16 protein-coding genes and 1 tRNA gene are annotated in these 22,933 nt (G+C 74.0%); 9 read left to right on the top strand and 8 right to left on the bottom strand.

What is annotated here, in order from left to right; translation table 11 throughout:
- Window positions 1-53 precede the first annotated feature (53 nt).
- Window positions 54-126, bottom strand: a tRNA-Arg gene (locus tag ACFZBD_RS23950).
- Window positions 127-419: 293 nt separating this feature from the next.
- Here ACFZBD_RS23950 and ACFZBD_RS23945 point away from each other — a divergent pair.
- The 8 genes from ACFZBD_RS23945 (at window position 420) to ACFZBD_RS23910 (ending at window position 10,172) form a co-directional block, all read left to right on the top strand.
- The gene (locus ACFZBD_RS23945; protein ID WP_391142811.1) at window positions 420-2,054 is read left to right on the top strand and encodes a dynamin family protein; all 1,635 of its coding nucleotides are present in this window, start codon (window positions 420-422) and stop codon (window positions 2,052-2,054) included.
- Window positions 2,055-2,060: 6 nt separating this feature from the next.
- Window positions 2,061-3,962: a GTPase gene (locus ACFZBD_RS23940; RefSeq protein WP_391142808.1), complete on the top strand. Its 1,902-nt coding sequence runs from the start codon at window positions 2,061-2,063 to the stop codon at window positions 3,960-3,962.
- Between the two features lie 262 nt (window positions 3,963-4,224).
- The gene (locus ACFZBD_RS23935) at window positions 4,225-4,755 is read left to right on the top strand and encodes a single-stranded DNA-binding protein (protein WP_391142805.1); all 531 of its coding nucleotides are present in this window, start codon (window positions 4,225-4,227) and stop codon (window positions 4,753-4,755) included.
- A gap of 273 nt (window positions 4,756-5,028) precedes the next feature.
- Window positions 5,029-6,420, top strand: a complete 1,392-nt coding sequence (locus ACFZBD_RS23930) for a Cys-Gln thioester bond-forming surface protein (RefSeq protein ID WP_391142802.1) — start codon at window positions 5,029-5,031, stop codon at window positions 6,418-6,420.
- A gap of 232 nt (window positions 6,421-6,652) precedes the next feature.
- Window positions 6,653-8,317, top strand: coding sequence for an energy-dependent translational throttle protein EttA (gene ettA / locus ACFZBD_RS23925; RefSeq protein WP_391142799.1), 1,665 nt, complete (start codon window positions 6,653-6,655; stop codon window positions 8,315-8,317).
- A gap of 2 nt (window positions 8,318-8,319) precedes the next feature.
- The gene (locus ACFZBD_RS23920; protein WP_391142796.1) at window positions 8,320-8,742 is read left to right on the top strand and encodes a thioesterase family protein; all 423 of its coding nucleotides are present in this window, start codon (window positions 8,320-8,322) and stop codon (window positions 8,740-8,742) included.
- A complete protein-coding gene (locus ACFZBD_RS23915; RefSeq protein ID WP_391142794.1) occupies window positions 8,739-9,440 on the top strand; it encodes a hypothetical protein in 702 nt (233 codons plus the stop codon). The genes ACFZBD_RS23920 and ACFZBD_RS23915 overlap by 4 nt, the downstream gene beginning before the upstream one ends.
- A 231-nt stretch (window positions 9,441-9,671) precedes the next feature.
- Window positions 9,672-10,172 (top strand): hypothetical protein, encoded by a 501-nt coding sequence (locus ACFZBD_RS23910; protein WP_391142792.1) that lies wholly within the window; start codon window positions 9,672-9,674, stop codon window positions 10,170-10,172.
- Between the two features lie 38 nt (window positions 10,173-10,210).
- Here ACFZBD_RS23910 and ACFZBD_RS23905 read toward each other — a convergent pair whose 3' ends face one another.
- The 4 genes from ACFZBD_RS23905 to ACFZBD_RS23890 all read right to left on the bottom strand — a co-directional run bounded on the left by ACFZBD_RS23905 (window position 10,211) and on the right by ACFZBD_RS23890 (window position 17,401).
- On the bottom strand, window positions 10,211-11,188 hold the full coding sequence (locus ACFZBD_RS23905; protein ID WP_391142789.1) for an ATP-binding cassette domain-containing protein: 978 nt from the start codon (window positions 11,186-11,188) through the stop codon (window positions 10,211-10,213).
- Window positions 11,185-13,989, bottom strand: coding sequence for an FtsX-like permease family protein (locus ACFZBD_RS23900; protein WP_391142787.1), 2,805 nt, complete (start codon window positions 13,987-13,989; stop codon window positions 11,185-11,187). The genes ACFZBD_RS23905 and ACFZBD_RS23900 overlap by 4 nt, the downstream gene beginning before the upstream one ends.
- Window positions 13,989-16,829, bottom strand: coding sequence for an FtsX-like permease family protein (locus ACFZBD_RS23895; RefSeq protein ID WP_391142785.1), 2,841 nt, complete (start codon window positions 16,827-16,829; stop codon window positions 13,989-13,991). The genes ACFZBD_RS23900 and ACFZBD_RS23895 overlap by 1 nt, the downstream gene beginning before the upstream one ends.
- A 167-nt stretch (window positions 16,830-16,996) precedes the next feature.
- Window positions 16,997-17,401 (bottom strand): globin, encoded by a 405-nt coding sequence (locus ACFZBD_RS23890; RefSeq protein WP_391142782.1) that lies wholly within the window; start codon window positions 17,399-17,401, stop codon window positions 16,997-16,999.
- Window positions 17,402-17,543: 142 nt separating this feature from the next.
- On the opposite strand from ACFZBD_RS23890, the gene ACFZBD_RS23885 reads away from it, so the two are divergent.
- A complete protein-coding gene (locus ACFZBD_RS23885; protein WP_391142779.1) occupies window positions 17,544-18,524 on the top strand; it encodes a methyltransferase domain-containing protein in 981 nt (326 codons plus the stop codon).
- A 15-nt stretch (window positions 18,525-18,539) separates the two neighbouring features.
- Here the strand turns inward: ACFZBD_RS23885 and ACFZBD_RS23880 are convergent, their stop codons facing one another.
- From ACFZBD_RS23880 to ACFZBD_RS23870, 3 genes are all read right to left on the bottom strand, one after another.
- Window positions 18,540-19,760, bottom strand: a complete 1,221-nt coding sequence (locus tag ACFZBD_RS23880) for an FHA domain-containing protein (RefSeq protein ID WP_391142776.1) — start codon at window positions 19,758-19,760, stop codon at window positions 18,540-18,542.
- A 44-nt stretch (window positions 19,761-19,804) separates the two neighbouring features.
- Window positions 19,805-21,151: a VWA domain-containing protein gene (locus ACFZBD_RS23875; protein ID WP_391142774.1), complete on the bottom strand. Its 1,347-nt coding sequence runs from the start codon at window positions 21,149-21,151 to the stop codon at window positions 19,805-19,807.
- Between the two features lie 183 nt (window positions 21,152-21,334).
- Window positions 21,335-22,933, bottom strand: a complete 1,599-nt coding sequence (locus ACFZBD_RS23870) for a protein phosphatase 2C domain-containing protein (protein WP_391142772.1) — start codon at window positions 22,931-22,933, stop codon at window positions 21,335-21,337.

Below are 22,933 nucleotides of genomic sequence, written 5' to 3'. Positions count from 1 at the left end.
GAATGGCCCCTGAACAGCAAAAAGACCCTCCCGAAGGAGGGTCTCGCCTGGAGCGCCCCCGGCAGGACTCGAACCTGCGGCCAAGTGCTTAGAAGGCACCTGCTCTATCCACTGAGCTACGGGGGCCGGGTGGTGGACCGGTGGCCGGGAGCCCCTCGTGGGTGGGGCGTGGCCTGCCGGGACAAGGATAGGGCTCCGATCGCCTTGGCCCGGTTGCTTCACCTGCGTGGCACGATGTGGAGGTTCGGTGAAGCGGAACGATAATCGCAGGCAGGTGCGATTCCCGCAGCGCTTTTCGCGCCACTCGGCCCGGGTGTTGTGCACTCGTTATGCCTGAGGCTCGTGTCGTCAGTTGTTCGGTCGGCGCGTAGGACCGTTATACGCTTCAAAAAGGCTCCAAAATTGGGCATTCTTCGCATGTGGTGACCTTGGACGAACGGCCTCAGCTGATCGACGCACTCTCCGCCCTGCGCGACTGTGTCGCCGCCGTGCGTCTACCCCTCCCCCTCCCAGGCGCCCCGCGCGCCCGGCAGACCCGTACCGAGCTGCTCGCCCAGCTCGACGACTACCTGGTCCCCCGGCTCAAAGACCCCGACGCCCCGCTCCTCGCCGTCGTGGGCGGCTCCACCGGAGCCGGGAAGTCCACCCTCGTCAACTCCCTTGTCGGACGGAGGGTCAGCGAGGCCGGTGTGCTCCGGCCGACCACCCGTACGCCCGTCCTCGTCTGCCACCCCGACGACCACCACTGGTTCGCCGGCATGCGCGTCCTCCCCCAGCTCACCCGCGTCTGGCTGCCCCAGCAGGACGACGACCACCCCGCCGAGGAGCCGCCGCAGGACAACGCCCTGCGGGTCGAGACCTCCTCCGCCCTCGCCCCCGGCATCGCCCTGCTCGATGCCCCCGACATCGACTCCCTCGTCGTCGAGAACCGTCTTCTCGCCGCCGAGTTGATGTGCGCCGCCGACATCTGGGTGATGGTCACGACCGCCTCCCGGTACGCCGACGCCGTCCCCTGGCACCTCCTCCGTACCGCGAAGGAGTACGACGTCACCCTCCTCACCGTGCTCGACCGCGTCCCCCACCAGGTCATCGGCGAGGTCTCCCGGCAGTACGAGGCCCTGCTCGACAAGGCCGGGCTCGCCGACGTCCCCCGGTTCACCATCCCCGAGCTGCCCGAGTCCACCGGCGACGGCAGCGGGCTGCTGCCCGACACCGCCGTCGCCCCGCTGCGCGCCTGGCTCGCCCACCGCGCCCAGGACCCCGCCGCCCGCCAGCAGGCCGTCAGCCGCACCGTCTCCGGCGTCGTCGACTCCCTCGACAGCCGGATCCCCGAGCTGGCGGCGGCGGTCGCCGCGCAGTACGCCGCCGCCGTCCGCCTCGGCGGCGCCGTCGAGGCCGCCTACGCCGAACAGGCAGAACGCGTCCGCCGCCGGCTCCAGCGCGGCGCCGTCCTCGCCGGGGACGCCCGCACCCGCTGGCGTGCCTACCCCCGCGACAGCTCCGCCGAGGAACTCCTCGACGCCCTCGCCGAATCCCTCGCCGCCCTCGTCCACTGCGCCGTCGCCGCCGCCGACGAGCGGGTACGGGACGCCTGGCGGCGCGAGCCCGCCGCCGCGGCGCTCGGCGCGGCCGGCGCCACCGGCACCGACCCGGAGGCCGGAGAGCGGATCGGCGTGGTGGTACGGCGCTGGCGGCGCGAACTCGAAGAGCTGGCCGACGACGAGGTACGGGGCGGCGAACGCACCGCGGGCTCCCGCTCCGTCCCCTCCCGCACCGTCGGCGTCGACCCCGACACCGTCGCCGCCCTCCTCGCCACCGCCCTCCTCGGCGCCCGACGCGCCCGCGCCGCCGGCGAACGCCTCGCCGAACTCCTCGGCGCCCAAGCGGCCCTGCGCCTGCGCGACAAGGGCGGCGACCTCCTCACCACGTACCTCGACCGCGCCCTGCACGCCGAACGCGACCGGCTCCTCGCCCCCCTGGACGCCCTCGACGTGACCCCCGAGCCGCAGGCGGAGCTGATCGCCGCGCTCTCCGTACTGCAGAAGGAGAAGTGAGGACCGGTGAGCAGCAGCAGCACGGTGGACGACCGCTGGGACGACCGCTGGGACGACGGCCTGATCGCCCGCAGAGCCGCCGAACGGGCGGCCGCACGGGCGCACGGCGGCCCGCTCCCGCACGAGGCGCGCCCCGGAGAGCACCCCGGAGCGCATCCCGGAGCCCTTCCCGGGGAGTACCCCGGAGCGCACCCCGGAGGCACACGCGGAGAACGCGGAGAACACCCCGGAGACGAGGACGGACTCCCCCTCCTGGGCGGACAGTACGGCGGCTCCCTGCGCCGCCGCCTCGACGCCCTGCACGAACTGGTCGGCCTCTCCCGTACCCGACTGGAGAACGACACGCTCACCGAGGCCGGACGCGTACTCGACGAAGCCGCCGCCCGCCAGCGGCTCTCCGCCCGCCACACCGTCGTCGCCATCGCGGGTTCCACCGGAAGCGGCAAGTCCACCCTCTTCAACGCCCTCGCCGGCGTCCCCGTCTCCGAGACCGGACTGCGCCGCCCCACCACCGCCGCGCCGATCGCCCTCAGCTGGTCCGAGGGCTCCGCCGGGCTCCTGGACCGGCTCGCCGTCCCCGGCCGGCTGCGCCGCCGCCCCCTCGCGGGCGGAGCCGCCGACGAGGAACTCCAGGGGCTCGTCCTGATCGACCTGCCCGACCACGACTCGGCCGTCACCACCCACCGCGACCAGGTCGACCGCGTCCTCGGCCTGGTCGACGCCGTCATCTGGGTCGTGGACCCCGAGAAGTACGCCGACGCCTCCCTCCACGAGCGCTACCTCCGGCCGCTCGCCGGCCACGCCGAGGTCACCTTCGTCGTCCTCAACCAGATCGACCGGCTGAGCACCGACGCCGCCGACCTCGTCCTGGACGACCTGCGACGGCTGCTCGACGAGGACGGCGTGGCCCTCGGCGAACACGGCGAACCAGGCGCCACCGTCCTCGCCCTCTCCGCCCTCACGGGGGAGGGCGTCGGCGAACTGCGCGAGATGCTCGGCCGGTTCGTCCAGGACCGGACCGCGCCCGCGCGGCGGCTCGCCGCCGACATCGACGCCGCGGCGGGCCGGCTGCGGCCGGTGTACGTCTCCGACGGGCCCACCGGTCTCGGCGAACGCGCCCGGGACGACTTCTCGGCCCGCCTCGCCGTCGCCGTCGGTGCCGTCGCGGCCGGCGAGGCCGCCGAACGGGTCTGGCGCCGCAGCGCCATCCGCGCCTGCGGCACGCCCTGGCTGCGGCTCTACCGCTGGTACGAGCGGATCCGCGACCACGGCTCCACCGACCCGCGCCTCCAGCCCCCGGCCGAGGACGAGCTGACGGCCCGCCAGCGGGTGGAGCAGGCGGTACGGATCGTGGCGGCCGACGCCTCACGGGGGCTGCCCGCCCCCTGGGCGCAGGCGGTGCGCGAGGCCGCGGCACGCGGGGCGGAGGGGCTGCCCGAGGCCCTCGACGAGCTCGCGGCGGGCGTCGGCGACCCGGCGGCACGCCCGCCCCGGCCCGCCTGGTGGCCCGCCGCCGTGCTGGCACAGGTCCTGATGACCCTCCTCCAGTTCGCGGGTGCCCTGTGGCTGGTCGGTCAGATCATCGGTGTGGTGGAGCCGGGTCTGCTGCCGCCCGTCCTGATCATGATCGCCGGCATCGTCGGCGGACCGCTGGTGGAGTGGGCGTGCGCGGCCGCCGTGAAGGGGCCGGCGCGGCGGTACGGGCAGGAGGCCGAGCGGAAGTTGCGCGAGGCGGCGGCCGCCTGCGGGCGCGCTCGGGTACTCGACCCGATCTCGGCGGAGCTGATGCGCTACCGCGAGGTGCGCGAGCAGTACGTGACGGTATCGGGAACCCGCTCGGGCACGCGGGTCACCCGGCTCGGCGGCGCCCGATGGGGAGGGACCCGGCCCGGCGCGCGGGTGCGCTGAGTCCACGAGAGCGCGGTGCGGGCGGCGCGTACGTAGCCAGGCCGCGCACGTACCCGCGTACGTAGCCAGGCCGCGCACGTACCCGCGTACGTAGCCAGGCCGCGTGAGGAGAACGGGCTCACCCGCACGGGTGAGCCGGTTCTCCCCAGGCACCCCTCTGTCCACAGCCCGTGGCGGGTTCTCCGTCACCCCACCACCCTGGTGACAGGCCGAGCGCGCACCGGGCGGGCACGGTCGAGAGGGTACGGAGGGGGACGGAGTCATGAACGACACGACGGTGACGCTGGTCGGGAACGTGGCGACGGGCGTGGAGTACCGGGACACGGCGACGGGCGGGGTGGCGCGGTTCCGCTTCGCGGTGACCGCGCGGCGGTGGGACCGGGAGCGGGGCGCCTGGGCCGACGGGCACACCAGCTTCTACACGGTCTTCGCCTGGCGGGCGCTGGGCGTCAATCTCGCCGCCTCGGTCTCGGTGGGGGAACCGCTCGTCGTGCACGGCCGTTTGAAGGTGCGCGAGGAGGAACGCGACGGTCAGCGCAAGACGTTCGTCGACATCGACGCGGTCGCGGTCGGTCACGATCTGTCACGGGGGACGGCAGCGTTCCGGCGCGTGGTGAAGGGGGAGCCACGCCTGACGGAACGCCAGGAGAACGGTGTCGCGGGCGATTCGCGTGACCCGTGGGACGCGCGGCCCACGCCTCCGACGAAGGGCCCGGCGCCCTCGCCGGTCCCCCCGGCGGTCGCCGCGAAAGCCGCCCCACTGGTCACACACGTGCTGGAACCCGTGCCCTGAACAGGAGTTGTGGGGGATATGTCGACACTGTGACCTGCGCATCCACGCGAATCGGACCTCGGTGATAACGATTCCGAGTCGGAATGGTTATCAGACCGTACGAACGGGCACCCAGCTCTTCCCCGTCCCTAGGATGCGCGGGTACTCATACGGGACTTGAGTCTGCACGCGAGTCCGGCCTTGAGTCACTTGGGTCTGTGCATCTGCTGGCGAAGCGCTCCCCCCACGCGTCGTGACACACGGTGCCGGAGCAGCTCGCCCGGAGGGGAAAACATGTCTTCTGTTCTGAGGCGCGGCGCCGCCCGCCTTGCCGCCGCGACCGTGGTCTCGGGCCTCGTCGCCGCGGGTGCGATAGCCGTCGCGGGTCCGGCGATGGCCGAAGAGGGTCCGCAGAGCACGGGCGGCGCGACCGCGACGCTCGGCGGCCTGGCCGTCTTCGACACGGTGACCGTCCCGGGCAAGGGTGAGGTCTCCGCCGGTCTGTTCGAGATGGACGTCACGCCCGGTGGGGCGCTGCAGACCTACTGCATCGACTTCCACACCAACGCCCTCAAGGGCAAGGAGTACAAGGAGGTCGGCTGGGACCAGTCCTCGCTCCACGACAACGAGAACGCGGGCAAGATCCGCTGGATCCTGCAGAACTCCTACCCGCAGAAGAACGACCTCGCCGAGCTGGCCAAGAAGGCCGGCGTCCCGAGCCTCACCGAGAAGACCGCCGCCGCCGCCACCCAGGCCGCGATCTGGCAGTTCTCCGACAACATCGACGCGGTGCCGAACGACGCGAGCGCCAAGGCCCTCACCGAGTACCTCGAGAAGAACGCGCAGGACCTCGAGGAGCCGAAGGCCTCCCTCAGCCTCTCCCCGTCCTCCGTCGCCGGCAAGACCGGCGAGCGCCTCGGCCCGATCACGGTGAGCACCAACGCCGCCTCGGCCGCCGTCTCGCTCGTGCCGGGCGCCCCCGCGGGCGTCAAGCTGGTCGACAAGGACGGCAAGGTCGTCACCAGCGTCGCCAACGGCGGCCAGGTCTTCTTCGACGTCCCGGCCGGCGCCGCCGACGGCGCCGCCGAGCTGACCGTCCAGGCCGACACGAACATCCCGATCGGCCGCGCCTTCGTCTCCACGAAGGTCAAGAGCCAGACCCTGATCCTGGCCGGCACCAGCACCTCCACGGTCAGCGCCAAGGCGACCGCGACCTGGGCCAAGAAGGGCGCGATCCCGGCCGTCTCCGCGGTGAAGAACTGCGCCAAGGGCGGCCTCGAGGTCACGGCCTCCAACGAGGGCGACGAGGACTTCACCTTCGAGCTCAAGGGCAAGAAGGTCACGATCCCCGGCGGCAAGTCCGAGACCGTGACGATCCCGCTCGCCGAGGACCAGGCGTACGACTTCACGATCACCGGCCCGAACGGCTTCGAGAAGAACTTCAAGGGCGTCTTCGACTGCAAGACGGCCACCCCGGGCCCGGCCCCGTCGGAGACCCCGTCCACCGAGCCCTCGCCGAGCACCCCGGCGGGCACCACCGGCGGATCCACCGGAGGCTCGGGTGACCTCGCCGAGACCGGCAGCTCCAACGCCACCCCGATGATCGCCGGCATCGCCGCGCTCCTCGTGGTCCTCGGCGGCGGCGCGGTCTTCTTCCTCCGCAAGAAGAAGACGGTCGGCCAGTAGGCAGCGGCCCCACGATGAACGGTCACCATGAACGGTGAGTGACGAGGGTCGACCCTTCGTCACCGACGGCCCCGGACGCGCCCCGCGCGCACCGGGGCCGTCCCCGTTCCCCCGCACCCGCCCGCGCCCGGCCCCCGCGCGGGCCCCGGAGACCTACTCGTTTTCATTCGAGGGTGGCGGTCAGGCAAGATGGGGTGTATCTGCCCACTCACTCTTTGCCGGACGGTTTCTCTTGGCTGAGTACATCTACACGATGCGCAAGACGCGCAAGGCGCACGGCGACAAGGTCATCCTCGATGACGTGACGCTGAGCTTCCTGCCCGGTGCGAAGATCGGTGTGGTCGGCCCGAACGGTGCCGGTAAGTCCACCGTCCTCAAGATCATGGCCGGTCTTGAGCAGCCGTCCAACGGTGACGCCTTCCTGTCGCCCGGCTACACCGTCGGCATGCTCCTCCAGGAGCCCCCGCTCGACGAGTCCAAGACCGTTCTCCAGAACGTCCAGGACGGCGCCGCGGAGATCATGGGGAAGCTTCACCGCTTCAACGAGGTCGCCGAGCTCATGGCGACCGACTACTCCGACGCGCTGATGGAGGAGATGGGCAAGCTCCAGGAGGACCTGGACCACGCCAACGCCTGGGACCTCGACGCGCAGCTGGAGCAGGCCATGGACGCGCTGGGCTGCCCGCCCGGCGACTGGGCGGTCACCAACCTCTCCGGTGGCGAGAAGCGCCGCGTCGCGCTCTGCAAGCTGCTGCTCGAGGCCCCCGACCTGCTGCTCCTCGACGAGCCCACCAACCACCTGGACGCCGAGTCCGTGCAGTGGCTGGAGCAGCACCTCGCGAAGTACCCCGGCACCGTCGTCGCCGTCACCCACGACCGGTACTTCCTCGACAACGTCGCCGAGTGGATCCTCGAGCTCGACCGCGGTCGCGCCCACCCCTACGAGGGCAACTACTCCACCTACCTGGAGAACAAGGCGACCCGCCTCAAGGTCGAGGGCCAGAAGGACGCCAAGCGCGCCAAGCGCCTCAAGGAAGAGCTCGAGTGGGTGCGGTCGAACGCCAAGGGGCGTCAGGCCAAGTCCAAGGCCCGTCTCGCTCGCTACGAGGAGATGGCCGCCGAGGCCGACAAGATGCGGAAGCTGGACTTCGAGGAGATCCAGATCCCGCCGGGCCCGCGCCTGGGCTCCATCGTCGTCGAGGTCAACAACCTCTCGAAGGCCTTCGGCGACAAGGTCCTCATCGACGACCTCTCCTTCACGCTGCCCCGCAACGGCATCGTCGGCATCATCGGCCCGAACGGCGCCGGCAAGACCACGCTGTTCAAGATGATCCAGGGCCTGGAGGCCCCGGACTCCGGCGACATCAAGGTCGGCGAGACCGTCAAGATCTCGTACGTCGACCAGAGCCGCGCCAACATCGACCCCAAGAAGACGCTGTGGGCCGTCGTCTCCGACGAGCTGGACTACATCAACGTCGGCCAGGTCGAGATGCCGTCCCGCGCCTACGTCTCCGCGTTCGGCTTCAAGGGCCCGGACCAGCAGAAGCCGGCCGGCGTCCTGTCCGGCGGTGAGCGCAACCGCCTCAACCTCGCGCTCACCCTCAAGCAGGGCGGCAACCTGCTGCTCCTCGACGAGCCCACCAACGACCTCGACGTCGAGACCCTCTCCTCGCTGGAGAACGCGCTCCTGGAGTTCCCGGGCGCGGCCGTGGTCGTCTCCCACGACCGCTGGTTCCTGGACCGGGTCGCCACGCACATCCTCGCGTACGAGGGCGAGTCGAAGTGGTACTGGTTCGAGGGCAACTTCGAGTCCTACGAGAAGAACAAGATCGAGCGCCTGGGCGCCGACGCGGCCCGTCCGCACCGCGCCACGTACAAGAAGCTGACCCGAGGCTGACCGTGCGCCATATCTACAGCTGTCCCCTGCGTTGGTCGGACATGGACGCCTTCGGGCACGTCAACAACGTCGTCTTCCTCCGTTATCTGGAGGAGGCGCGGATCGACTTCATGTTCCGTCTGGCGCCGGGAGACGGCTCGCCGTCGTTCTCCGGCGGGTCCGTCGTGGCCCGGCACGAGATCGACTACGTCCGGCCGCTGGTGCACCGGCACAAGCCGGTCACCATCGAGTCCTGGGTCACGAAGATCGGCGCGGCGTCGCTGACGATTGCGTACGAGATCAAGGACCCGGACGTCGTGTACGTACGGGCCTCGACCGTCGTCGTGCCGTTCGACCTGGAGGCGCAGCGTCCGCGCCGCATCTCCGCCGAGGAGCGGTCCTTCCTCCAGGAGTACGTCGACGACGGGATGACGGCCGCCGCATGATCGCGCCGCTGCACTTCGCCGACGCCCGGGAGGCGGCGGACCTCGCCGCCTTCCTGGCCCGGCTGATCCACTACGACCGTGCCGCCGCCGTCCGCCTCCAGGCCGGCGGCGGGGCGCTCGCGGTGTTCGGGCGGCCGCCGTCGTTCGAGGTGCTCGCCATCCGGACGGCGCGGCTGGTCGACGCGGTGGATCTCGACGTCACCGTCTCCGCCGGTGAACTCCTCGAAGGCATCGAGGAGGCGGCGGGCAAGGCCGTCGTCCCCGACACCGTCACCGGGCCGCCCTGGGCAGGGGTGCTGCCGCCGCGCGGCGGCTGGGAGCCGGTCGTCGGAGTGCCGGGAGTCGCCGACCTGCGCGGCGCGGTGGCGGCGGCGGTCGCCGAATTCCGGGCGCGGGACGAGGAGTTGCCCGAGGAGCGCCGGACACGGTCCGAGCGGGACCGTATCGGCCGCGAGATCTGGTCGCGGACGGTCGCCGACACGGGGCTTCCCCTACGGGCCGTGCACGCGGCCCAGTCTCTCGGGTTCCTGCCCCCTCACGAGGTGCCGGTGGCGCTGCTGGCCGCGGGCCCGTGGCTGCGGCTGCGCACGCCGTACGGCTCGATCGCCCTCCGCACCGCCCCCTCCTCCCTGCCGGTCGCCCCCGCCGTGCCCACGTCCCGCCACGGCTCGCCATCCCACCGCACGTCCCGGCACTGACCTCCGCCGGAAGAGTCCCAGGGGCGGCAAGAGGCCCAGGCGCCAATGCAGTTGCCTTCGAGTGGCGGGGATCGTTGTCCCGGAGTCGTACGAGGATGCTGCGGGTGCTGACCAGTGGCATCCCGGTCAGCCGGGCCGTCGCGAGGGTGGTCAGGATCCAGTCCGACCACCTTGGCACGGCCCAGGCAGAACTTCCGGACGGCTCGGGCGACCGTCTCCTATGCTCTGGCCGTGGACGGATATCAGGCCCTGACGGCATCGATCGAATCGGCCTGGGAGGAGTTGAGCGGCTCCGATGCGGGCCGCCGGGACCTCTGCCTCGATGTCGTCAGCGACGTCCTGGAGACGGGCCGCCTGACGCCTGACGACGCAGAGCGGACTGTCGAGCGCCTCGTCATGGTCGCGCTCTCCGACGAGGGCTACTCGGTGCGGGAGTCCGCGCTGCACGCAGCCTGCACCGCCTCCACGCACTACGAACTTCCCTACCGGGTGGTGGAGCCGCTCGCCGTCGCTGCGGATGTCTTCGAACCCTTGCTCCTGGACTACGTCCTGGCCATCCTCGGCTCGACTCACGACCAGGCGGCGCTGCCGATCGTCGAGCGGTTCCTTCACCACCCCCGCCCCGAGGCGCGCAGGGAGGCGGCAGAGGCAGTGAACGAACTGCGCTGGAGCCGGGAGTCCACCCAGGGAGAAACGGCCAGTAGCTCCGGGGCTCAGGCGGCTCGGCCATAAGGCAGCAACTGCATGGGCCGCCGCCCCCGCCCTCCCTCTCAGCGGTCCGCGTCGTCCGGCCAGACTCCGATGTGGTCCTGTTCCAGCTCCAGCATCACGCGGTGTTCCATGCCCAGCGTCTCCGTGTACTCCGCCGGGAGCTGCAGCCGCCCCGCCCGGTCGAGCATCGCGTACTCCCGCGCCACCACCGACTCCTGCCCCTCCGCGTCGACCTCCGTACGGCGCAGGACCTCCGAGGAGGTGCGGCCGTCGCGGATGGCGACCGTGCGGCGGACCTCCGAGGCGACCGCCTGGTCGTGGGTGACGATCACGATCGTCGTGCCCAGCTCCTCGTTGGCGCGGCGGAAGGCCGCGAAGACCTGTTCGCCCGTCGCCGAGTCCAGCTCGCCCGTCGGCTCGTCCGCGAGCAGTACCGCCGGGGAGTTGGCCAGCGCCACCGCGATCGCCACCCGCTGCTGCTGACCGCCGGACATCCGGTGCGGCTGCCGGTCGCGGCAGTCCGCGACGTCCAGCATCGCGAGCAGCTCCTCCGCCCGCTCGCCCTTCCGCCGCGCCCGGCCCCCGCCGCCCCGCAACTGCATCGGCAGCGCCACGTTCTGTGCGGCCGTCAGATACGGGAGGAGGTTCCGGGCCGTCTGCTGCCAGACGAAGCCGACCACGTCCCGGCGGTAGCGGAGCCGCGCCTTCGCGTCCATCGCCAGCAGGTCGCGGCCCGCGACCTTCGCCGCGCCCGCCGTCGGCACGTCCAGCCCCGCGAGGATGTTCATCAGTGTCGACTTGCCGGAACCCGACGCCCCGACCAGGGCCATCAACTCGCCCTCCCGCACCAGCAGATCGAGACCCTGCAGCGCCTGCACCTCCACCCCGTCGGTGGTGAAGATCCGTACCAGCCGGTCGCACGCGATCAGCGCGTCATGGCCGTACGAAGGCCGGTCCCGCCGCGCGGCGGCCCGCCGCTCCAGCTCCGCGAGCGTGGTGCCGGTCGCGGCGCCGCCGGTGTGGGTGGTCGTCGTCATCGTGCGTCTCCTGCCCTGAGTTCCTTGATCGAGCCGCGCCGCGCGGACCACCAGGCCTGCACCGTCGCCGCCGCCCCCGCCAGCAGCACCACACCCGCCGCCGGCAGGGCCAGCGACCACGGATCGGCCCGCAGCGGGGCGCTGTCGAGCGTGACGAGCCCGGGAGTCGCCGCCAGGGCCAGCCGTACGAGATCCACGCCCGGCGCGAGCAGCAGGATCGTCGCCCAGCCGACGAGGATGCCGCCGACCGCCGCGAGCAGCGCCTGCGGCAGCGCTTCGAGCCCGAGGAGCCGGCGCCCCTGCCGCCGGGTCAGACCCATCGTCCGCAGCCGGGCGAGCAGCGCGGCCCGTTCCGGCGAGGACTGGAGCAGCGACAGGAGGACGGCGTAGCCGGCGCCCGCGCCGATCGCCGCGAGATAGATCTGCTCCGCGCCCGACTGCATCGGCGAGTCCACATAGGCGGCGCGGTGTTCCGTTTGCAGCCGCGTGGTGAAGCCGTCCGTCTCGGCGGCGACGACCGCGCGCAGCGCCGCGCCGTCCAGCGACGCGCCCGTGACCAGCAGCGCGGTGTCCGCCCGGCGGGTCAGGTCGGCGGCGTTGACCAGGAGGAAGTCCGCGCCGGTCAGGGCCGGAGTAATGGCCCGTACGGCCACGATCCGCACCTTGAACCGGCCCGCGACCGTGAAAAGGTCCTGCGGCCGGGCCCCGAGCCGCTCCGCCACCCCAGGGGAGGCGATCGCCGGAAGGACCCGTGCGGCGTCTGTACTACCCCCCGTGCCGGTGGACCTCAGCAGGTCGGCGGGGAAGGGGCCGAAGCCGGTCTGGCGGGCCAGCCGGGTGTACGACCCCGGCTCGACCCCGACCATCGTCGTGCTGAGCGTCCGCAGCGCCGAGCGTCCCGACCCGGCCGGCAGCGCCACCCCGTACTCGACCTGGACCGGGGCCACGTCCCGCACTCCCGGCACACCGCGCACCTTCCGCGCGAGCCCGGCCGGTACCGGCGCCGCCTCCACCGGGCCCGCCACCCGCGCGTCAGCGCCCGTCTCCAGGAGCGCCGCCCGGTCGCGGGCGTCCGCGACCCCGGCGAGCACCGAGCCGCCGAACGCCGCCGTCGTCAGCGCCACCAGCAGCGCGAGGAGCGGCAGCGCGCCGGTCGCCGAGGAACGCCCGGCCCGGGCGAGCGACAGGAAGCCGACGGCGCCGCGCAGCCTGCGCGCGGGGCGGGCCGCCCACCGCAGCGGCAGGGGGTGGAGCCGGACCAGGACCAGGGCGGCGATCAGGGCCACGAGGACCGGGGCCGCGCTCACCAGATGGTCGCCGGCGTCGTCCGTGCCGCGCCGGCGCAGCGCGGCGACGGCGGCGACGGCGAGGACGAGGAGGGTGAGCTCGGCGACCGTACGGCCCCGGGAGGGCCGGGCGTCGACCAGGTCCTCGCGCCCGCCGTGCGTGAGCGGCCTGCGGTGCGCGAACACCGCGCGCAGCGGCAGGGCCAGGCAGGCGAGCAGCGCGACGGCGCCCGCGGCGGCGAGGGAGGGCAGCGGCCGGGCCACGGGGAGGGCGAGTGTCGCCGACAGCAGGCCGAGCCCGGCGGCGGGCAGCGCGAGGACGCTCGTCTCGCCGAGCAGCCGGCCCCCGATGCCGGTCAGCGAGGCGCCGCGGGAACGCAGCAGGCCCAGTTCGGCCCGACGCCGGGCCGTGACCAGGCCGCTCGTCATGACGATCACCGCCGTCGCGACGGCTGCGATGCCGAACATGGCGACCGTGACGACGGGCGCGATGGCGTCGCGCATCGAGCGGTAGGAGTCGACCACGTCGTCGAGATGGGTCGTGACCGCGCCGGTCGGGCCGATCGCCCCGCGGACCCGCACCAGGTCCGGTCCGCCGGAGAGCGAGGCGATCGCACCGCTCAGCCGGGGTTCGTCCTGGGCGTGCAGATGCCCGGCGGAGGGGGCGAACCGCCAGAACGGCTCGGGTTCGCCCGTGCTCGCCAGGAGTACGGGTCCGGCGGACGGCGGCAGGAGCAGCGCCGCCTGCCAGTAGTACAGCGTCTCTGAGGGGTTCGGCTTGACCGTGTAGGCGGGGGTGCGCAGGAGCGGCTCGACGGACCAGTAGCTCCCCTGGGGGCGGAGCGGCTCCACGATGCCGGTGATCGTCACGGCGAGGGGCGTCGGGGAGAACAGGGCGGGTACGTGGAGCACCGAACCGACCTTCAGGCGCAGCGCCTTCGCCGTCGCCGCGGTCACGGCGGCCTCGCTGCCCGTGGCCGCCTCCGCGCGCGAAGGCAGCCGTCCGGCCTGCAGGGTCGCCCGCTTGTCGAGGTCCGTCATCGTGGTGAGCACGAACTCGGGCGGCAGGCCGGAGGGGCGCGGCAGCCAGGGGTCGAGGCCGGTGACCCGCTTGGTCGTGCGGACGCCGTGGGCCGACTGCGTCCCGTCGATCCGCAGCGGTGCTGGCAGCAGCCGCTCCAGCGCGGCGCGCTTCCGCGCCAGCGGGCCGGGTCCCATCTCCGCGGCGCGGGCCCTCGCGGAGAGCTCCAGCGACGGCGGGGCACTGGTGATGTCGAGGACGGTGTCGCGGGGGGCGGCGGCGCCGATGTCGTGGCGCAGCCCTTCCGTCTCGTACCGCTCGACGGCCCGGGGCAGCGCGGCCGCGAGGAAGGCGGTGACCAGGACGAGCAGGGCGAAGGCGCAGGCCGCCCCGGGCGCGGTCCGCAGCCGGGTCCGCACCCAGGGCGCCACGGCGGCGACGGGCTTGCGGGACATGGGGGCGGTCGCCTTCCTGAGGGGGGTGGGGCGGGGCATCAGTGGTCTCCCTGGTGGCGCAGGCTGACCGCCGGGTCGGTGCGGCGCAGGGCGATCGCGGTGACGATCAGCAGCGGGAGCAGGGCGACCCCGGCGAGGAGCAGGGCCACGTGCCCGGGCGGAAGCTGGACCAGGACCCGGGGGACGGGCTGCGTCGCCTGGCCGGTCAGGACGACCAGGGGGACCACGGTCCGGGTCAGGACCGTGCCGAGGGCCACGCCCACCAGCAGGCCGATGCCGACGAGCAGGCCCTGTTCGGCGGCGATCAGCCGGGCCAGTTGGCGGCGCGGGGCGCCGAGCGCCCGCAACACCGCGAACTCCGCCGACCGTTCGCGCGTCGAGCCGGCCGCGCTGACCGCGAAGCCGACCGCGGCGAGCGCGGCCGCCGCGCCCGCCACCGCCATCAGCGCGGAATTGGGGCCCGCGCCGAGGGGGTCGCCGAGCAGCTCGGCCGCCGCCTCGTCCCGTACGAGGACCTGGGCCGGGTCGGCGTCGGGCCGGGCGCGCAGCGCCTCGGTGACGTCGCCGGTGCGGCCCGGCGCGGTGGTCAGCCACCACTCGGTGGGCGCGAGGGCCGCCGCCGCGGCGGGGTCGGCGGCGGCGAGGTACTGCTGGGCCGCGTGAAGATCGACGAGCAGCGCCCCGCCGTCGTCGGGGGTGGCGGCGGGCTCGGTCGCGGAGACCGCCTGGGCGCCCACGCCGGTGGTCGGCAGCTGCCGGACGGTGTCGACGAGGGTGACCTTCAGCGTCGCGCCGCCGACGGAGACCTCGACGCGGTCGCCCTTCTTCGCCCCGGCCGCCGCGAGGAACGCGTCGGTCGCCACCCCGGGCAGCGTGCCGGGCAGCCCCGGCCGCGCACCGGCCCTCGGGGCCAGGGAGGTCAGCAGGGACGAGGCCGGGCGGTCGGCGAGGTCGGAGCGGAAGAGGGCGCCCCCGGCGGCGCTCCGGGTGTCCAGGGCGAGGACGGTCGCGGTGCGGTTGTCGGCGAAGTCCGTCGTCGCGCGGTGGGCGGGCGCCGCCGAGCGGACGCCGGGCAGCGAGGTGTAGCGGCGCGCCGCGGCCGGGTCGGCGGAGCCGTGCGTGAGGACCCGCACGGACGTCCCCGTGCGGAAGTCGGCCTGGTCCTGCTGCGAGCGGTCCCAGGAGGCGCTCTGCCCGATCGCGAGCATGCCCATGGCGACCGCCAGGACGAGGAGCAGCACCGGGCCCGCGCCCCGCAGCGGACGGCGGCTGAACTGCCAGCCCGCCAGGGCCGCCGGCAGTCCGCGCCCGCCCGCCGCGCGGCGCTCCGCGAGCCGGGCGGCGGGCGGCAGCAGCCGCAGCGTCAGGACGGTGCCGGCGAGCAGGGCGAGGGCGGGCGCGGCGACGAGCATGGGGTCCGCCCACCCCGGGTCGGCCGTGGACCCGGCCGCCCCGTTCGGACCGCCCGCGCCGGTCTGCCGGTCGAGCTGCCAGTACGCGACGGCCGCGACGACGAGGAGCCCGATGTCGGCCCCGGCCCGCACGGGCGCGGGCAGGGCCGCCGCGCGCCCCCTCCGCAGGGAGACGACCCCGCCGTCCCGCGCGGCCAGCGCGGGCGCCACGACGGCGGCCGCGCAGCATACGGCGACGAGCGCGGCGACCAGCCACACCTGCCCGGCCGGCGCGTCGTCCAGCCGGACCCCGAGCGAACCGAGCGCGGACCGCTCGGCGAGCAGCCGGGTCAGCGGACCGGCGAGCAGCGGCGCGATCACGGCCGCGGGCAGGGCGAGCAGCAGTGCCTCGACGGCGGCGAGACCGGCGATCCGGCGGCGGGAACCGCCCCGCGCCCGCAGCAGCTCCGTCTCACCGGTCCGCTCGGAGCTGAGCAGCCGGGCCACGAGCAGCAGGGTGTAGGCGGCCAGCAGGACCAGCTGCACGGCGACGATCAGCAGTGTGGAACGGGAGACGACCAGCGCCCGGTCGGTCTGCGCGAGGACGGTCGGCAGCGAGGTGCGCGCGCTGACGGTGCCGCCGAACCGGGCGGTGTCGGCGGCGACCGCCGGGGGCACGGCGGTGGCCGAGGCGCTCAGCGCGTCCATCCGGCCGGTGGTGACCCCGGTGAAGTCGGCGGTGGCCAGCCAGCGGGTCTCGCCCGAGGTGAGCCGGCCGGAGCCGAGGACGGCGGGGTCGGCGAGCAGCGGACCGTACGTGGTGAAGACGACGGTCCTGACCCCGCGGCCGCCGGCCGGGTCGAGCTGCCAGTACAGGTCGGTGAGGTCGCGGGGGCGGTAGATCCCGGTGACACGGGCCCGCACCGGCTTCCCGCCGAGCCGGTCGGCGAGGTCGAGGACCGTCCCGGGGCCGGTCCGCAGCCGCCGGGCCGCCTCCTCGGGCAGCGCGACCTCGATCGTGACGGCGCCGGCCGCCCCGCGGCCGCCCTCGCCCGCCGCTCCGGGGCCGGCGGTCGGCCAGGCGCCCTCGACGAGGGCGAGGCGCGAGCGGTCCAGCGCGGCGACATGGGTGAGGTCCGGTTCGCCGAGGCGCCGCGCGGGGTCCTGGAGGCTCCGGGGCAGGGCGTACGGCCCGGACCGTTCCAGCTTCCGTACGCTCACCGGCAGGTCGTCGAAGGTCCGCCGGGCCGCGTCCCGGGCCGCCGCGTCCGCGCTCGCCCGCTGGGCGGGCGGGACCTGGGCCGTGACGACCAGAGCGGCGGCGGGGGCGGAGCGGCCCCGCAGGGTTCCCTGGAGGGCGGCGTCGCCGACGGAGCCGGAGAAGGCGGCGAGCGAGGCGAGGACGGACGTCGTCAGCAGGACGGCGAGGAGGGCGGCGGCGAGCAGCAGCCGGTGCGCTCTGACGCGCAGAAGTACGAACCCCGTCACCCATCCCCCTGAAGCCCCGCACGCATCGAACGTTCGTCGGATGCCTTCGGATGCTTTCAGAGTGCACGGGGGCTGGAAACCGCTTGCACCGGGACCTTGACTGGATCGTGACCGTTATCCGGGGCGCGCGCTCCGGAATGCACGACCCCGCCCCCGCGCCCCCGCGCTCACTCGGCGGTGTTCACCATCGACGCGGCCGCGTAGGTGAGGTAGTTCCACAGCTGGTGCTCGTGCTCGGGAGCCAGGGACAGCTCGTCCACCGCCGCGCGCATGTGCGTCAGCCAGGCGTCGTGGGCCGCCCTGTCGACCGTGAACGGAGCGTGGCGCATCCGCAGCCGGGGGTGGCCGCGGTTGTCGCTGTAGGTGCGGGGGCCGCCCCAGTACTGGATCAGGAAGAGGACGAGCCGCTCCTCCGCCGGGCCGAGATCCTCCTCGGGGTACATCGGGCGCAGCAGCGGGTCCCCCGCGACGCCCTCGTAGAAGCGGTGGACGAGGCGCCGGAAGGTCTCCTCGCCACCCACCTGCTCGTAGAAGGTCTGCTCCTGAAGCGTGCCGCGCGGAATCTCGTTCACCGTTCCATCGTCTCAGATGCCCCGGCCGAGGACCGGAGGTCTAGGTCCTGTCCGCAGGGTCCTGCCCGCAAGGTCCCCCCTCGCCCGGAACATCCGGCTTGCGAAGCCTGCGCGGACGCGCGCCGCGCAGGAGAGTGGAGGCATGGGAGCGCAGCGGGATGTCTTCGCCGGGGACGGCGCGAGGGCGCGCCGGGCCCTCGTGCGGGAGATCGAGGCGTACGGAGTGCTCCGCGACCCCGCCTGGCGCGCCGCCTTCTCCGCCGTGCCGCGCCATCTCTTCGTCCCCTTCTACTACGTCGCCGGAGCCGCCGGCTACGACCGCCTCTGGTCCGGCCACCCCGACCCCGGGCGCCGCGACCGCTGGCTGCGCGGCGCGTACCGGGACGAGCCGCTGGCCACCCGCGTACGCGACGGGGAGCTGGTCTCCTCCTCCAGCCAGCCCTCCCTCATGGCGCAGATGCTGGAGGCGCTGGAGGTACGGGACGGGCACGACGTCCTGGAGATCGGCGCGGGCACCGGCTACAACGCCGCCCTGCTCTGCCACCGCCTCGGCGACGGGCACGTCACCACCGTCGACCTGGACGAGGAGATCACCGAGTCCGCCCGCACCCATCTCGCCGCCGCCGGGTACGGACCGGCCGTGATCACCGGCGACGGCGCGCGCGGCTGCCCCGAGCGCGCCCCCTTCGACCGGGTCGTCGCCACCTGCACCCTGCCCTCGGTCCCGTACGCCTGGCTCTCCCAGTGCCGCCCCGGAGCGCTCGTCCTGACACCGCTGTCCACGGGCCTGGCGCTGCTGCGGGTGCGGGACGGCGCCCACGCCGAAGGACGGTTCCTCGCCACCCCCGCGTACTTCGTCGCCCTGCGCGGCGGCAACGCCCGCTTCCCGCCCGCACGGCCGACGGGGCTGCCGCGTCAGGCGTACGAGGACGACCGGTTCCGCTTCCTGTTCACGCTGGCCGAGGAGAGCCTGGACACGCGCGAAGCGCTCTCGTTCTGGCAGCGCGAGGGGCGGCCTGAGCGGGAGCGCTTCGGGGTGACGGTCAGCGAGGGCCGGCAGTGGGCCTGGCTGGACGACCCCGCAGGGCCGTACGCCTGGCCACTGCCCGGCGAGCCTCGATGACCTCCGGACGACGTCCTAGCCGCGCCGGATGGTGATCGTCGTCCAGGCGCCGACGTGCACCCGGTCGCCGTCCTGCAGCGGGACGGGGACGTAGGGCTGGATCGGTTCCTCGGCGCCGTTGATCGTGGTGCCGTTGGTGGAGTTCTGGTCCACCACCGCCCACGAGCCGTCCGGCTGCTGCACCAGCACCGCGTGCTGGTGCGAGACGCCCGGGTCCTCCGGCGGCACCGACAGGTCGATGTCGGGGGACTCGCCGGTGGACTGCCGGCGCCGGCCGATGCTGATCTGGTTGCCCTGAAGGGGCAGATGCTGCTCGGGCGAGTACGCGGGCAGGTTCAGGCCCGAGGCCTCCGGGCCGCTGCGATGCATCATCGCCATGAAGTACTCACGGTCCGGCCCGACATACGCCGACCAGCCCATCGGCTGCTGTTGTTGCTGTGGCTGCTGATGTTGCTGGTACTGCTGCTGCGGCGGCTGCTGCTGGTACTGCTGTTGCGGGGCCTGCTGGTGCTGCTGCGGCGGCTGCTGGTGCCCCTGGGCGTGTGAAGGCGGCGGCAGCATCCAGTCGTCGTCCGCCCGGCCGGGCGCCTGCGCCGGCGGAGCCTGCGGCGGGGCCTGCTGGAACGACGGCGGCGGCCCCTGCTGGAACCCCTGCGGGGCCTGCTGCTGAGGATGCTGCTGGTGGTGCGGGGGCTGTTGCTGGGGCTGCTGCTGTTGCTGGTGCTGCGGAGGCGCCTGGTGATGCGTCGGGTCGGCCGACAGCGGTTCCGCGGGCCGGTTCATCTGCGAGGGCCGCGAACCCTGGTACTCGTACGGATCCGGCTGCCGGCTCGGCGGGCCCTGCTGGAACCCTTGCGGCAGGCTGATCCCGGGCGGCGGGCTCTGCTGCTGCGAAGGCGGAGCCATCGGCGTGTAGGAGGTCGCCGAGTTCGTGAGGAAGTTCCAGCGGCACTCCTCGCAGAACGGCGCCATGTGCTCACGCGGAGTACGGCACTGCGGGCAGAGCTCTGCCTGGGCGGTCGCGTTCGGATCGCCCCCGGATCCGAAGCCGCCGGAGGCGGGCGGCGGCCCACCGTGGCCACCGGGCACCGAGGGGCCGGGATAGCCGTAGGCGGGCGGCGGCGGGGGAGGCGGCGGTACGGCACCCGCCGGCGCACCCGCCCCGGCCATGCGATGGCCGCAGACCTCGCACCAGTCGTCGGAGACCGACTGGTGTCCGTTCGGGCAGGTCGGCATGTCGGTGCTTCCCCCTCTCGTCGTCCGGCTCCCTGGCCGGCGGGCTACTTCTTCACGCGAACGGTCTTGGTGGAGCGCGTCTCGAGAGTCATCTCGTCCGCTTCCGCGACCTTCGCCTTCAAACGCACAGTACCTGTCGCCGCGTCCACGACGTCCACCACCTTCGAAAGGAGTTTCGCAGTGTCCGCGTTGCCGGACGCCGCCGCCAACTGCACGGCCCGGCCCAGCTTCGCGGTCGCGCCGTCGTGGTCGCCGGACTTGCGGGCGTCCAGCCCCTGCTGGATGACCCGTGCCAACTCGGCCTGGCCGGTGTAGTGGGCCACCTGTGGATTGATGGACGTCGACATGGCCATGTCGTCCGTCCAGACCGCGCGTACGAGCCCCTGGGAGAGCGTGCGCGGGGCCTCGCCCGTCTCGTCCGGGACGATCAGCGAGACGCGGGCGGCGAGCATCTCCTGCCCGATCTGGGCCTGGGGGACCCGGACGCAGACGTGGTAGTCGCGGGACTCGTCGCCCCACGAACCGGTGGGGTAGTCCCCGGCGCGCGGGCCGGCCTCGGTGCGCCGGCCGGTCAGGTCCTCGACCGTCGGCGCCACCTGCTTCACGTACGTGATCTCGACCCCGACCGGCGTCCACAGGCGCAGCGCGACATCCGCCACCTCCTTGCCCATGGCCCGCTCCATCATCGTGGTGAAGTCGGCGGCCAGGCCCGTGGGGTCGGCGACGATGTCGGCCGTGCCGAGCAGCGCCGAGGCGATGCCGGTGACCTCCTTGACCTCCCAGTCCGTGCCCACACCGCGCGCGTCGCAGGTGAAGCGTCCCGCGCAGGCCTCCAGCGCGGCCCGCAGGTCCTCCGGCGACTCGTGCTCGTTGCGGCCGTCGGTGAGCAGGATGCCGTGCCGGATCGGCACGTCGGCGGAGGCCAGCAGCCGGTCCGCGAGCCGCAGCCAGGTGCCGATCGCCGTACCCCCGCCGGCGGTCAGCCTGCGCAGCGCCTCCTTGGCCTGGGCGCGGGTCGAGTCGTCGGCGACGGCGAGCCCGCCGTTGCCTGGGTAGACCTCGCTCGCCACGTGCGTACCGGCGACGACGGCGAAGGAGGTGCCGTCGCGCAGGGCGTCGACGGCGGCGGCGGTCGCCTCCCGGGCGCCCCGCATCTTGGCCGGGGGATAGTCCATCGAGCCCGAACAGTCGACCATGATCACCACGGCGGCCGCGCCCCCCTGCCCGGGGCCGCCGGGGCGGGCGTCCATGAGCGCGCCCCCGCTGGTGCCGCCCCCGGTCGAGGTGACCGTGACGATGGCGCTGACCTCGCGGCCGCCCTCCGGCAGGAACTCGTTCTGGTACACGTCCACCGAGAACTGCGGCACGGTCGACTTGGAGAAGTTCGCCATCTGATTCGGCTCCTCGACAACAGCGGGAACAACAGCGTGGAAGCGCGGGACGTCGCCACGACGGGCGCGGACGGGCGGGGGCGCGGGTCGTGTCGGGTCACGGCGGGCGGGCGGCGGGACGGGTGGTCCGGGTGGACGGGGACGAGGCTGTCGGGGGCGCGAGGTCGGGGAGCGGCGGACCGCTCAGGCCGATCCTGCCCCTTGCGGCGGGACGTCGAACGGGAGGAGCGCCACTGTTACGTTGTCGTGGCCCCCGCCGTCGAGCGCGTGCCCGACCAGCACCTGAGCCCCGTGCAGCAGCCGCCCGGCCGCGTCCGGCGGCACGACCCGGGCCATCTCCTCGGCGCCCTCGGCGTAGTTCCAGAGCCCGTCGGTGCAGACCACGACCACCCCGGGGCGGTCCGGTTTGAACGCGGCCGTGTGCGGCTCCAGTTCGTACGCGTCGGCGCCCAGCCAGCCGGTGATGGCGTGGGCGCGCTCGTCGGCGTACGCCTCGGCCTCGTTCATCAGACCGGCGGCGACCATCTGCGCGGCCCAGGAGTCGTCCTGGGTGAGCCGGGCCGGCGGGGCGGAGCGGTCGTCCGGCACCCAGTAGGCCCGGCTGTCGCCGATCCAGCCGACGATCAGCAGCCCGTCGGCGACGACCGCGCTGACGATGGTGCACGCCGGGGCGTTCTGGTGGCGGTGCGGATCGTGCTCCATGGCGTCCCGGCCCTGCTCCTCGGCCAGCGCGTCGACCGCCTCGGCGGCGGCGACGATCGCGTCGTGCATGGCCTGCTGCGGGTGGGTGCCCCGGGGCAGGGCGGCGAGCAGCGACCGGCCGGCCGCGTCCGCCGCGGCGGCGGAGGCCTCGTCGGGGCGGGTCGCCGAGGAGACGCCGTCGCAGACGACCGCCAGGGTGGCGGGGGAGCCGTCGGGCAGGGCGGCGACGGCGAGGGCGAAGGCGTCCTCGTTGCGGTGGTGGCGCAGCCCGCGGTCGCTGACGGCGGCGACCGTCGACAGCTCCTGCTCCATGTGGTCGCGCTCGCGCGGCTGGGCGTGCCCGCAGTTCTCGCAGTACCCGTCGGGATCCACGTGCCCGGCCCGGCACGCCACGCACACCCTGCCCCCGCCCGCGGCGGCCGGCCGCGGAGCCGGCGCGGCCGCCTCCGCGGGTGCCTGCGCGGGGAGGGGCGGGGCGGCGGGCATCGGCGGCACGGGCGGCTGCGCCGCCGCGGTCCGCGGGTCCGGCGCCGCCAGCGGGAAGTCCCCGTCGGCGGAAGCGGAAGCGGAGGGTGAAGCGGAGGGCGCGGCGGGCGAGGCCGACGCCGAGGCGTGGGGCGCGGGCGCCGCGCCGGCGAGGGCGGCCAAGCCGTCGCCCGAGGTGGCCGCCGCGTGCGGCCCGTCCGTGCGGACCGGGATCGTCGGCAGGTCCCTGGCAGGGGAAGCGGAAGCCGGGGCGGAAGCCGGCGAGGCCGCCGCCTCCGCCGCCGCGACCGGCGCGCCGCGGTCCGGGGTCCCGTGCGGAGGCGTCTCCTCCGTCAGGTCGTGACCGCCCGAGTCCCGGCCCGGCAGGTCGCCGGGGTGCTGGGTCGAGGTGGAGAGCGCGTACGGGTCCCGGGGCGGGGGGTCCGGCCAGGCGACGGGCGTGCCGATTGCCACCGTCGGACGGTCGGCCCCCGGCTGCGAGGCCGGCACGAACGTCAGGTCGTAGCCGCACGCTCCGCAGAACCGGTCGCCCGATTCCAGGGGTTCCGCGCAGCCGGGGCAGGCGGAGAGTTGCTGCTGGGGTTTCTGGGACAT

Origin of the sequence: Streptomyces sp. NPDC008121 (assembly GCF_042957155.1) — a bacterium.
Taxonomy (GTDB): domain Bacteria; phylum Actinomycetota; class Actinomycetes; order Streptomycetales; family Streptomycetaceae; genus Streptomyces.
The sequence above is the reverse complement of the archived record's forward strand: the minus strand, read 5'-3'. Positions and strand labels throughout refer to the sequence as shown.